Raw genomic sequence first — 12,235 nt, 5'->3', positions numbered from 1 at the left:
GGATAGATAAAAAATTTAGATAGCAAAAACGCATAGAATCAACACTTTTATGATTTTATGCGTTTTTTAATGCAGAGTGTCATCATAAATGGATTCAAATTTTTATTTTCTGCTCAACTTTGTCAGCGGTTAAGTCCTTTAGTTTCAAGTCAACAAAGGAAAAAATTGAATTAAACGACCATTCCCTTACTCAGTCTTGTGTATACAGAGTGTGTGCTGACATTGGGCACAGCTTTTCTCGTTGGTTGGTTGGTGCCGGTTTCGGATCTCGTATGGGTAGATGCCCATATATTTTTTGAAGAGGGAGGAAAAGCGGCTGTGTGACTGGTAGCCAACGGTGAGAGCGACATCCTTGATACTGAGATGGGGCGTTTTCAAAAGCTGCTCGGCCATACTTATACGCCGGCGCTGCGTGTACTCAGTGATGGTCATATTGTATTTTAGCTTAAAAGCATTTTTCAGCTTTGTCTTGCTCATCATGGCAATTTTGGCCAACAGGTCTTGCGGGATATTGGATGCATAATGGTCATCAATATATCTGCTGACATTGCCGAGAGCCAGATCGTCTTCAGCATTCAGAGGGCTTGCTGTCTGATGGTTGTAGTACTCATTGATAATGACACTGAGCCATTCCTTGGCCTTAATCTCATAGAAAAGTTCACTTCCGATAGAGTTGACATGGTAATGCAAGAGCTCGTCTGCGATTTTTTCCAGCTTTCCAGCATTGAACTTGTGAGATTCTGTGAAAATATCACTGATTTCCCTTAGATCTAGCTGGTACTGGGTCATCAGGTAGTCTTCAATCATCTGACGTTTAAAGTCAATTTCCACCGTTTGAAAAGGAGTTTGGCCATTTAGCAAGAAGCGGACAGACTGCTTTTGATTGAGAATGATAAAGCTAGATTTGCTGCGCAGAGCTTTGTAGGGAGACAAGCACTCTCCATGGGCAGCTTTCATATAGGAGGAAAAGGCTAAGAAATCTGGGAATTCCTTCAAATCCATGGTGAAAAAAGTGTCTCTTTTGATAAAGGAATCATGAATGTTGATGCGGAAATAGTCTGTTTCGTAATTCCAGTAAAATCCTTCCATCTCTTCCTTATCAACAAAGTAGGTCTTGCCGTGGGAGGAGAAACGCTGGCAGTTTTCTAGTAGAGTGTAGTTGCTATACGATAAAATGCTCTCAAAATCTTTGCTCATCAAATGTCCTTCCTTGCCACGATTAGCCAAATACTACAATTCGTCATAAAATTTAATATTGATTGTTGTTCATTTTTAAGAATGGTAAAATATTAGTAGTAATTTCAGTATATATGATTGACTTTGTTTTGACAAGTAGGAGAAGGTGATTTCGATGTTTTCAGTGTATAAGAAACTATTTTTTTACATTCCAGAGCGGAAAGGTCTGGCTTATCTTGCTATCATTTGTTCGACCTTGTCTTCTGTGCTGATGGTGGGCTCGCTTTATGTGCTTTATCAGTTTTTGGAGAAGGTTATTCGTTTTCAAGAGACCGAAGCTAGCCTTCCGACAGCCGTTACGGTAGTGTCTATGATGTTGGTCGCTTCGTTCCTATATACAGGATCAGGCCTTCTTGCTCACGTGGTGGCTTTTCGTTTAGAGACCAATCTGCGCAAGCGGGGAATTGATGGCCTCATGGATTCTAACTTTTCCTTTTTTGACCAATCCAGCTCGGGAAAAACTCGTAAGATTATTGATGATAATGCAGCGGAGACGCATACGATTGTTGCTCATCTCATACCTGATAATGTCGGAGTGGTGGTAACGCCTTTGATGATTATCGGTCTGAGTTTTGCGGTACATCCGCTGCTGGGTTTGCTGCTACTTGTTTTGATTGCTATTGGAGCTTGGCTGGTCAAGGGCATGATTGGGGAGGAGGAGCTCATGCAGCTTTATTCGGAGAAGCTGGAAAATCTGAACAGCGCCACTGTCGAATACGTTCGTGGTATGCAGGTGATTAAGATTTTCAAGACTTCAGTTGACTCTTTTAAAGCTTTGTCCCAAGCTATCCGAGAGTATTCAGACACGGCGTTAGATTATTCTTTTACCTGCCGTCAGGCATACGTCAGCTTTCAGGTGCTCTTTGCTTCTTATATTTTATTTCTGATTACGGGTTTTGTCTTTTTTCTGCCTGCTAGTCAGCATCTCAGTCTGCTACCTGCTTTTCTATTTCTCTTTTCAGTCATTGGTCTGCTGTTTACTTGCTTTATGCGGGTCATGTATCTGGGCATGTACCAGTACAAGGCCATCCAGGTGATTGATAAGATCGAGCATCTTTATACTGAGATGACCGATAGCAAGGTTTATCAGGGACAGGAGAGCCAATTGCTGGATTCCAGTGTGGAGTTCAAAGAGGTATCCTTTGGCTATGAGGAAGACCAGTTAATTTTGGAGAAACTATCTTTTCATTTGGAGTCAAATAAGGTTTATGCTTTGGTGGGAGCCAGCGGTAGCGGTAAGTCAACGATTGCTAAGCTCATTGCCGGTTTTTATAAGCCTTCTAACGGCCAGATTCTGCTGGGGCACAAGCCTCTAGAGTCCTACAGTCAGGAAGCGGCCATGCAGCAGATTGCCTTTGTATTTCAGCAGTCTAAGCTTTTTAAGAAGTCTATTTTTGATAATGTCAAGCTAGGTAATCCTGCAGCCAGCAATCAGGAAGTCATGCGGGCTCTGGAATTGGCCTGCTGCCAAGATATTCTGGATAAATTTTCTGAGCGGGAGCAGACCGTTATCGGCTCCAAAGGCGTCCATTTATCGGGTGGCGAAATGCAGCGGCTGGCTATTGCTCGAGCCATTCTCAAGGATGCTCAGCTGATTATTTTGGATGAGGCATCGGCCTCTACAGATGTCAATAATGAATACCAGATTCAGCAGGCCTTTGCGCATCTAATAGAGCATAAGACGGTCATCATCATTGCTCATCGTCTGAGCTCTATCAAGGGAGTGGACGAAATTTTAGTCATTGAGAAGGGCAAGATTATCGAGCGGGGTAAGGATGAGGAACTCTCTGTCAAGGGCAGTCTCTATCAGCATCTGAAAGAACTCTACGCCAGCGCTGACGAATGGAGGGTCTCTTGATGGAAAAATTGCAAAATTTATTTTCCCTAACACCGTCCGGTGCCAAGCACCTTTTCAGGGCTTGTCTGGTTTCCTTTTTTGGCTTTTGTGCTCAAATGCTGCCAATGTTCTTCTTTATGTTTTACTTGCAGGGAGTTTTGACTGGGCGGCTGGCCTCGCCATGGATCTTCTTGCAGGGAGGTTTAGTGATTGTCTTGGTCCTTTATAGTATTATCTATCTGGATTACAATGCCACCTATACCACGACCTACAAGGAAAGCGCCAATATTCGGACAGATATTGCGGAAAGTCTGCAAAGTCTGCCCTTATCCTACTTTTCCAGTCATGACCTGTCCGATCTGTCTCAGACTATCATGAGTGATGTAGAGCGACTGGAACACGCCCTGAGTCATGCGATTTCCAAAACAATTGGTTTTGTCTTCTTCTTTGTCCTAGCTAGCTTGATGATGCTTCTAGGCAATCCGATAATGGGACTTTGCATCATTCTTCCACTGCTCTTTATTGCGGCTATGATTTGGTTATCTAAGGAGCTGCCCAAGCGGGCTTCGGGCCGTTACTGGCAGCAGCTGCGGGACAATTCAGAGAGTTTTCAGGAGGCGATTGAGCTACAGGAGGAGATTAAGGCTTACAATCTTAGTCCATCGCTGAGCCAAAAACTTTACAGGCAGATGGAAGAGAGTGAGCGTATCCACCTAAAGACAGAGATTCTGCAAGGTCTGCCAATCTTAGCAGCTGGAGTAGGGTTGCGCCTGACCTTGGGGTTGGTCGTCTTGGTTGGTTCTTATCTTTTAGCGCAAGGCCGGCTTCCATTACTTTATTTTCTGGGCTACCTTCTGGCTACTATTAAGATTATTGATGGTATGGAAGGTCTCTATATGAATGTGGCAGAGATTCTCTATATTGACTCTGCTGTTAAGCGGATCAAGGAGCTGCATACAGCATCCAAGCAGGCAGGAAGAGAGCAGGAACTTAAGAACTTTGATATCGAGCTAGTAGATGTTGGCTTTGCCTACAAGCTGGATCAGCCTGTTCTACAAAAGGTCAGTTTCACTGCCAAGCAAAATGAAATCACGGCCTTGGTCGGGCCGTCTGGCTGCGGAAAGACCAGTTTGCTACGGCTCATCTCCCGACTCTATGATTACCAAGAAGGGCATATTTATATCGATGGTCAGGAGCTACAGGATATCAGCACCCAATCGCTCTTTGATTCGATCTCAATTGTCTTTCAGGATGTTATTCTTTTCGATGCTTCTGTCTTGGAGAATATCCGCCTTGGTCGGCCAACGGCTACGGATGAGGAGGTCAAAGAAGCCGCTCGCATGGCCAACTGTCAGGGCTTTATCAAGCAGCTGCCGCAAGGTTATGACAGTCTAATTGGCGAAAATGGAGCCAAGCTATCAGGCGGCGAGCGCCAGCGGATTTCGATTGCGCGTGCCTTGCTCAAGCAAGCGCCTATTGTGATTTTGGATGAAATCACCTCATCACTCGATATTGAAAACGAAAAATTAATTCAAGAAAGTCTCAGTCTTCTGCTGAAAGACAAGACGGTCATCATCATCTCCCATCGCCTCAAGTCTGTCGAGAATGCGGATAAGATTGTCGTTTTAAAAGACGGTCAGGTGGATGGCATTGGCCGTCATGATGAGCTGCTGCAGGTCTCCAGTGTATACCAAGAGCTGGTAGAAACGGCGCAGTTGATTGAGAACTTTAAGTACAAGCACGCTTTTTGATGAAACACGGAGGTTTTCCTAATGAAACAAGCATCTTTTTCTGTAAAGGATCTGGTCAATGCCGGTCTCTTTTCCTTGCTCATTGTTATCGTGAGCTTTGTATCTGGTATGATTGGTTTTTTACCCATTACTATGCCGATTGTTCCCTTTTTCGGCGCCCTGATGTCTGGTCCTCTTTTCATGCTTTACAGTACCAAGATTCGTCGTTTTGGCATGGTACTGGTTATGGGGTTGGTGTCGGCTCTAGTCTTTGTAGCAACAGGGCACACGATTTTGATTGTGCTGGGAACGGTCCTAGCTGCTCTTTTAGGTGAATACATCCTGAAGCGCGGTGACTATCGCAGTATCAAGCATGCCCGTTGGGCCTATGTTGCCTATAGTCTTTCTTCCTGTGCTAATCTCCTACCCATCTATTTGACGCGTGATGCCTACATGCAAAAGGTTATCGATCAAGGCTATGGCAAGGAATTTGCAGAGCAGATGTTCAGTGTCTTGCCAGATTGGTCATTCTTTCCGGTTTTGCTCTTAGGTGCCTTGGGTGCTTATCTGGGCTGCACGATTGGCATCAAGATGCTGAAAAAGCATTTTAGTCAATCTGGGATGGCATAGGGGGCGCCGATGAATCTGGATTTTAGAAGCAAAATAGCTATGACAGTGGTTATTTCCTATATCTTGTTGCTGGGAAATCTGCGCCATCATTACTTTCCAGTCGTGGTCTTTCTATCTGCTTTGCCTTATCTCTTGCTCTTGCTGGAGAGAAAGTATGTGGAAGCTCTCAAAGGTTTGGTCTTGCTAGGGCTTGCTATCCTGATGCAGATTTTTCTGTTGCACCGACTGTCTTCTTCAGTTTTAGAAGCTATTTTTCTCTTTATGAGCATGGTGGTCTTGAGGATGGCGCCGGGAGTGATGATGGGGCGCTATAGTCTTTTGACTACCTCTATGAGTGACTTGGTGGCGTCCTTGCAAAGGATGAAGCTGTCTGATAGTCTGATTATTCCGATTTCGGTCATGTTTCGTTTCTTCTACACTGTCAAGGAAGACTATCATCAGGTCAAGGATGCCATGTATCTACATGGATTGACCGGCAAAACCTTTTTCAGCCAGCCAGTCCGAATGATAGAATACCGCTATGTTCCCCTCCTTATGTGTCTGACACGGACGGCAGATGATGTGGCCGTTTCAGCCATGACGCGAGGTTTGATTGTCGGCGGTCAGCGTTCTAGCCTGTCCCAGACTAAGATGCACATACAGGATTATCTATGTCTGAGTCTGATGTTGGCAGTTTTAGCCTTAGATATTTGGAGTCGCTATGCTTGAGTTTAAAGAGTTTACTATTTCTTATGACGGACCAATTTTGGAGGAGGTCAATCTGCGGTTTGAGCCAGGGCAGATAACGGTAATCAGCGGAGCTTCTGGCAGTGGTAAGAGCAGCTTGCTCAAGGCAATCAATGGCATTATTCCGCATTTTCAGCCAGCAGAGCTAATGGGCAGTCTGATTTACAAGGGACAGGAGTTGCAGGAGTTGGATTTGGCTCAGCGCAGCCGTTTCATTTCGACCGTTTTTCAGAATCCCAAGACTCAGTTTTATGCGACCAACTCGACCGATGAGATGGCCTTTGCCTTGGAAAATCGTAATCTGCCACGCGAGGAAATCTTGGAGCGGATTGATTATTATACGGAACTGTTAGGGATGAAACAGTTACTGGATCGAGATATTTTCACGCTGTCAGGCGGAGAGAAACAGCTCTTAGCCATTACCAGCGTAGCCTGTATGGACAATGCTATCTATATGTTTGATGAGCCGTCCTCCTCTCTGGATCGCGATGCTATTGAGAGACTGAAGGAAGTCCTGCTTAAGCTTAAGTCTCTGGGCAAGACTATTATTATCGCTGAGCATCGACTATATTACCTACGGGAGATAATGGATCAGTTTGTTTTGCTAGAGGGGAATCGGGCAACAAGCTACCTGCCAGAGGAGCTGGATGCTGCTTTTATTGGCCAGCATCGGCTACGCAGTCTGAGCAGGATTGAAAAAGCAGACTTGCAAGCATTGGACTATCAGGTCAAACAGATGACAGATAAGAATTTTGACTCGAATCAGGCACTAGTGGCTCAAGACTATCTTTACAGTTATGGCCGAAAGCAGATTTTTGATATGAATCTTTCTCTAAATCAGGGGATTCACTTTATCATCGGGCAAAACGGGGTGGGCAAGAGTACCTTTCTACGCTCGCTTTGTGGTTTAATCAAGTCTTTCAAGGGGCAGACCTTCTTTCATGGGCAGGTTGTCAAGCCTAGCTATGATTGGATCGGTATGGTCATGCAAGATGTCAACTACCAGCTCTTCACTGAGTCGGTCTGGTCGGAAATTTCTATAGTCAGCGATGATGCTACTGCTAAGCAAGCGGCCTTGGCTCAGGTCGGGTTATTAGATAAGAAAGACCGCCATCCTCAGAGTTTGTCGGGTGGTGAAAAGCAACGGCTTCTCTTAGCGATGGCCAAGGTTTCAGATAAGCCTATTGTCATCTTAGATGAGCCAACCAGTGGCCTCTGTCGCCCTCAGATGGATCAGATGATCAAGGACCTGCATCAGATGGGCCAAGCAGGCAAACTAGTCATTTTGGTGACACACGACTATGAGCTGATTCATAATTGTGGCGGCCATATTGTCGAATTTGTCAGGACGGTGGGACAGAACTAAACATTGAATATTTGTAGCTTCGTAATCCTTGTTTCTAGGCTCAGATCTAAAAGGTCTTCCATAGCTTTTAAATAGTCCTAGCCTCACGAAGATGATTGAAGTATTAGCTGTGATAATCAAGGATAGATGTTTGATATAATAAAAAAAAGCCGATCAGGCTTTTTCTTTATATCTGCGTTAAACACTCTTACCAGGCAAGAGACTGACTGGCAGGAAATAGCCAGTTGTTTGGACTTCTTGGCCAGCAATTTTTTTGAGGAGTAGGTCCACAGAGAGGCAGGCAATATCTTTCAGCGGTTGCTTGATTGTTGCCAGCTGTGGGTAGTAGTTCTCCACAAAGTAGGTGCCGTCGTAGCCGATGATTTTCAAATCTTTGGGAATCTGGATGTCCAGCTCCTGAGCTACTTTCATAATTAAGATGGCTGTCAAATCATCTGAAGCAAAAATAGCATCGGGCTTAGTTTGACTGAGGATTTGCTTGATTTCCATTTCCTTTCGGACAGGAGAAAAATCACTGGATACATTGATAATCGGTGCGTCAGGCAGGACGGAAGCAAAGCCAGCATGGCGCAGGCCGGTTGGTGAGTTGGAATTGTCATTACCAGTAATCATGATGATGTTTTGAGCTCCAGCCTTGACCAAGGTCTGAGCCGCTAGCACTCCGCCACCATAGTTGTCTGAGGAGACGACAGGGATATCCGGCGAAAGATTGCGGTCAAAGGCAATGATTGGAGCGGTCACGCGATTGTAGTCCTCGATGCCTAGATTGTGGCTGCCAGAAATGATGCCGTCCACCTGGTTGGCTTCTAACATCTCAAGGTATTCACGCTCCTTGTCAGAATCATGCTCACTATTGCAGATGATGGTTTTATAGCCCTGTTTAAAGAGCTCATGCTCCAGCTTGTCAATCAATTCTGCATAAAAGACATTGCTGATATTGGGGAAAATGAGTCCGATTAGCTTGGCTGATTTACCTTGGAGGCTGCGCGCCAGATTGTTGGGCTTGTAGGCCAATTCTCGCATGGCTGCCTCAACCTTAGAAATCGTTTTATCGGATAAGTAGCCCTTTCTGTTGATGACGCGGGAAACAGTTGTGGGGCTGACTCCTGCAAGTTTTGCTACATCAGTTAGCTTTGCGACCATAATCTAATTCATAGTAAGTACCGGTTGGATTGCCCTTGGTAATAGCAATACCTGTCTGGTCTTCTCTTGGGAAGACACGGCCGGAAAATACTTTCTCTCCTTTATTGATGAAAATTTCAAAAATCGATTTATCGATGAAGATAGTAGCGCTCGTTGCTTCTTTGTCAATATTACAGCTTCGGCTGGTTCCAAAGTCCAGAGCAAATGGCTCACCAGCCTGACTGCGGTCAACGGTCACTTGACCTGCCTTGAGGTCGAAGTTGATGAGTAACCCCTTGCCATCCTTGTCTGCAAAGAGGACGAGTTCGTGTTCAGTGTCCGCAGCGAGATTCAACTCTAGTTCGTAGCTATTCTTGCTTTCTACCAAAGCAGCGAAAGGTTGTTCCTCTGCTCGCAAATTCTTGATAGCAGGCACGGGGTATTGATAGAGCTTGCCGTCTTTCAGGGTTAATTCCTTGACGAGGGAGAAGGCTCCTTGATGGTCGAAGCGGTCAGATGGGTATTCCACATCAGGCAAGCCTAGCCAGCTGACAGCCAGTGCACGACCGTCAGGTGCGTTAAAAGCTTGGGTCGCGTAGCAGTCGAAACCGTAGTCCAGATTTTGGATAGGGCTAGGATTAATCAAAGTAACGTTATTTGTGTCAAACGATTGACCTATTTTATACATGTTTGGATAAATGTTGCCATAATCTAGTACATCCTTAGACAAGCCTTGAGGGCAATAGAGCAGGATTGGCTGGTCGTTGATAAAGACTAGATTAGGACACTCCATCATATAGGCTGTCTTGTCATTGGCGAAGTCCAAATCGCCAACGACTTCCCAGTTGGTATAGTCATTATCAACAGCCTTGTAAAGCTTGACATAGCCTTGTTTGTCTAGATTTTGCCCACCAACAATGGCATAGAACTGCCCTTTGTAATTGAAAATCTGGGGATCGCGGAAGTGGTCGGTCGCTTCAGTAGGCTGCTCAATCAAGACCTTGTCAATTTTTTTGAGATTGCCTGATTTATCTAACAAGGCACCGATTTGATAAGGATGACGCACCCAGTTTTCATCACGAACATTGCCAGTATAGAAGAGAAAGAGCTTGTCGTCAAACTGCATGGCAGAGCCAGAATAGGCGCCGTGGCTGTCCAGAGCAGTATCTGGCAGCACTCGAAGACCAGTTTCCGTGAAGTGAACTAGGTCGTCACTTTCCATCTGGACCCAGCACTTGAGACCGTGAGCTGCTCCGAAAGGAAAGTTTTGGTAGAAAACCACCCACTTGCCGTCAAAATAAGAAAAGCCATTGGGATCATTGAGCAGACCCGTCTGAGGCTCCACATGGTAGTTAGCCCGCCAAGGAGATTTAGCGATGTTTTCTTTGATGTGCTGTAGCTCTTCCTGAGTCCAGTCTTCATAGCGTTTGTAGCGTTTTTCAGTCGTCCAAGCCAATCTTTTGTCCTCCGAATCATATTATTTCTTATTACTATAGTAAACGTTTTCCGATGAAAAATCAACATTTAACAGTGAAAAAATATTTTTTCTGCAAAACGCTTGACATATTTTTGAATCATGGTAAAATAATATTCGTAAAGGTGATAAAATCGCTTTCAAAAAGTTAAAAATATTTATAAGGAGATTTTTGCAAATGAATAATACTGACATTGCAAAAAAAGTCATCGAAGCCCTTGGCGGACGTGAGAATGTCAACAGTGTGGCTCACTGTGCGACTCGCTTGCGCGTGATGGTTAAAGATGAGGGTAAAATCGACAAAAATACTGTCGAAAATCTGGAAAAAGTTCAGGGTGCTTTCTTTAACTCAGGCCAGTACCAGATTATCTTTGGTACCGGTACGGTTAATAAAATCTATGACGAAGTTGTAGCCTTAGGGTTGCCAACCTCATCAAAAGATGACATGAAAGCAGAAGCTGCTAAGCAAGGAAACTGGTTCCAACGCGCCATTCGTACATTTGGTGACGTATTTGTACCAATCATCCCAGTTATCGTAGCAACAGGTCTCTTCATGGGTGTTCGAGGACTTTTAAACGCTCTTGGGATGACGCTTCCAGATGATGTGAAGACCTATACAGAAATTCTTACGGATACAGCCTTCATTATATTACCAGGCTTGGTTGTTTGGTCAACCTTCCGTGTATTTGGTGGAAATCCAGCTGTTGGTATCGTCCTTGGTATGATGCTAGTGTCTGGCTCGCTTCCAAATGCTTGGGCAGTAGCATCTGGTGGTGAAGTGACTGCCATGAAATTCTTTGGCTTCATCCCGGTTGTTGGTTTGCAAGGTTCCGTTCTTCCAGCCTTCATTATCGGGGTCGTTGGAGCTAAGTTTGAAAAAGCTCTCCGCAAGGTTGTGCCAGATGTCTTGGATCTCTTGGTGACACCATTCGTTACACTTTTTGTAATGTCTATCCTTGGACTTTTCATCATAGGACCAGTATTCCACGTTGTTGAAAACTACATTTTGTTTGGAACAAAAGCAATCCTTGCTTTACCATTTGGTTTAGGCGGTTTGGTGATTGGTGGAGTTCACCAATTGATTGTCGTATCAGGTGTTCACCATATCTTCAACTTACTTGAAGTACAATTGCTTGCTGCGGACCACGTTAACCCATTCAATGCTATCATCACTGCAGCTATGACAGCTCAAGGTGCTGCAACCGTTGCTGTTGGTGTGAAAACTAAAAATCCTAAACTTAAAACTCTTGCTTTCCCAGCTGCTCTTTCTGCCTTCCTTGGTATTACAGAGCCAGCTATCTTCGGGGTTAACTTACGTTACCGCAAACCATTCTTCCTTTCATTGATTGCTGGTGCAATTGGTGGTGGCTTGGCATCTCTCCTTGGACTTGCCGGTACTGGTAATGGTATCACTATCATCCCTGGTACAATGCTTTACATCGGTAATGGACAACTCTTACAATATCTCCTCATGGTAGCTGTATCATTTGCGCTTGGATTTGCTTTGACTTATATGTTTGGTTTTGAAGATGAAGAAACTGTAACTGAAGCAGCTGTAACTGAAAAACTAGTTGAAGAAGAAACAACTGGTAATGTGCCAGCTTCCCTCCAAGATGAAACAATTATTTCTCCAATTGTTGGTCAGGCAGTAGCTTTGAGCGATGTTGATGATCCTGTTTTCTCTAGCGGAGCGATGGGACGAGGAATTGCTATCAAGCCTAGCGAAGGTGTGGTTTATGCTCCGGCCGATGCAGAAGTTACGATTGCATTCGCGACTGGCCATGCTTATGGTTTGAAGACAGCTAATGGTGCTGAAATTCTGATTCACGTCGGAATCGACACAGTATCTATGGGCGGCGAAGGCTTTGACCAAAAGGTTGCTCAAGGTGACAAGGTCAAAGCTGGCGATGTTCTGGGAACATTTGAAGCTGAGAAAATTGCAGCCGCTGGTCTGGATGATACGACTATGGTCATCGTTACCAACACAGCTGACTATGCTTCTGTGACTCCAGTAGCAGAAGGAGCACTTGCTAAAGGTGACGCAATTATCGAAGTGAAAGCCTAATGGAATTTAGAAAACGAACAAATCAGTTTTTGTTCGTTTTTTATGTCAT

9 protein-coding genes are annotated in these 12,235 nt (G+C 44.7%); 6 read left to right on the top strand and 3 right to left on the bottom strand.

Features of this window, described 5'->3' with window-relative positions; translation table 11 throughout:
* Positions 1-186: 186 nt before the first annotated feature.
* A complete protein-coding gene (locus tag HMPREF9378_RS04620) occupies positions 187-1,197 on the bottom strand; it encodes a helix-turn-helix transcriptional regulator (RefSeq protein WP_002901166.1) in 1,011 nt (336 codons plus the stop codon).
* A gap of 154 nt (positions 1,198-1,351) precedes the next feature.
* Here HMPREF9378_RS04620 and HMPREF9378_RS04625 point away from each other — a divergent pair, with 154 nt between their 5' ends.
* Genes HMPREF9378_RS04625 through HMPREF9378_RS04645 form a run of 5 tightly spaced genes read left to right on the top strand, consistent with a single transcriptional unit; the run spans position 1,352 to position 7,525 of the window.
* Positions 1,352-3,094 carry an ABC transporter ATP-binding protein gene (locus HMPREF9378_RS04625; protein WP_002901164.1) on the top strand — a complete coding sequence of 581 codons (1,743 nt, stop codon included), beginning with the start codon at positions 1,352-1,354 and terminating at the stop codon, positions 3,092-3,094.
* The gene (locus HMPREF9378_RS04630) at positions 3,091-4,824 is read left to right on the top strand and encodes an ABC transporter ATP-binding protein (protein WP_373276229.1); all 1,734 of its coding nucleotides are present in this window, start codon (positions 3,091-3,093) and stop codon (positions 4,822-4,824) included. The genes HMPREF9378_RS04625 and HMPREF9378_RS04630 overlap by 4 nt, the downstream gene beginning before the upstream one ends.
* A 21-nt stretch (positions 4,825-4,845) precedes the next feature.
* Entirely contained in the window at positions 4,846-5,433 is a 588-nt protein-coding gene (locus tag HMPREF9378_RS04635) for an MptD family putative ECF transporter S component (protein WP_002901162.1), read from the top strand.
* Between the two features lie 9 nt (positions 5,434-5,442).
* Positions 5,443-6,141 (top strand): energy-coupling factor transporter transmembrane component T, encoded by a 699-nt coding sequence (locus HMPREF9378_RS04640; protein WP_002901161.1) that lies wholly within the window; start codon positions 5,443-5,445, stop codon positions 6,139-6,141.
* Positions 6,134-7,525: an ATP-binding cassette domain-containing protein gene (locus tag HMPREF9378_RS04645; RefSeq protein WP_002901159.1), complete on the top strand. Its 1,392-nt coding sequence runs from the start codon at positions 6,134-6,136 to the stop codon at positions 7,523-7,525. Before HMPREF9378_RS04640 ends, HMPREF9378_RS04645 begins: the two co-directional genes overlap by 8 nt.
* Positions 7,526-7,702: 177 nt before the next feature.
* Here HMPREF9378_RS04645 and HMPREF9378_RS04650 read toward each other — a convergent pair whose 3' ends face one another.
* Together HMPREF9378_RS04650 and HMPREF9378_RS04655 are read right to left on the bottom strand one after the other, a co-directional pair.
* Entirely contained in the window at positions 7,703-8,668 is a 966-nt protein-coding gene (locus HMPREF9378_RS04650) for a LacI family DNA-binding transcriptional regulator (protein ID WP_002913882.1), read from the bottom strand.
* Complete coding sequence (locus HMPREF9378_RS04655) at positions 8,649-10,103, bottom strand: sucrose-6-phosphate hydrolase (protein ID WP_002913881.1); 1,455 nt, start codon at positions 10,101-10,103, stop codon at positions 8,649-8,651. The genes HMPREF9378_RS04650 and HMPREF9378_RS04655 overlap by 20 nt, the downstream gene beginning before the upstream one ends.
* 196 nt (positions 10,104-10,299) lie before the next feature.
* Here HMPREF9378_RS04655 and HMPREF9378_RS04660 point away from each other — a divergent pair, with 196 nt between their 5' ends.
* Positions 10,300-12,186, top strand: coding sequence for a sucrose-specific PTS transporter subunit IIBC (locus HMPREF9378_RS04660; RefSeq protein WP_002913880.1), 1,887 nt, complete (start codon positions 10,300-10,302; stop codon positions 12,184-12,186).
* Positions 12,187-12,235: the final 49 nt, after the last annotated feature.

This window comes from Streptococcus sanguinis SK1 = NCTC 7863, from assembly GCF_000194945.1.
GTDB lineage: Bacteria > Bacillota > Bacilli > Lactobacillales > Streptococcaceae > Streptococcus > Streptococcus sanguinis.
Note: the sequence above shows the minus strand (reverse complement) of the source record. Positions and strands in the feature narration are given on the sequence as shown.

Excerpts from the sequence above, each read along its gene's own strand:
- HMPREF9378_RS04645 (WP_002901159.1), top strand. The coding sequence starts at position 6,134 with ATGCTTGAGTTTAAAGAGTTTACTATTTCTTATGACGGACCAATTTTG.
- HMPREF9378_RS04625 (WP_002901164.1), top strand. The coding sequence starts at position 1,352 with ATGTTTTCAGTGTATAAGAAACTATTTTTTTACATTCCAGAGCGGAAA.
- HMPREF9378_RS04660 (WP_002913880.1), top strand. The coding sequence starts at position 10,300 with ATGAATAATACTGACATTGCAAAAAAAGTCATCGAAGCCCTTGGCGGA.
- HMPREF9378_RS04620 (WP_002901166.1), bottom strand. The coding sequence starts at position 1,197 with ATGAGCAAAGATTTTGAGAGCATTTTATCGTATAGCAACTACACTCTA.
- HMPREF9378_RS04635 (WP_002901162.1), top strand. The coding sequence starts at position 4,846 with ATGAAACAAGCATCTTTTTCTGTAAAGGATCTGGTCAATGCCGGTCTC.
- HMPREF9378_RS04640 (WP_002901161.1), top strand. The coding sequence starts at position 5,443 with ATGAATCTGGATTTTAGAAGCAAAATAGCTATGACAGTGGTTATTTCC.
- HMPREF9378_RS04650 (WP_002913882.1), bottom strand. The coding sequence starts at position 8,668 with ATGGTCGCAAAGCTAACTGATGTAGCAAAACTTGCAGGAGTCAGCCCC.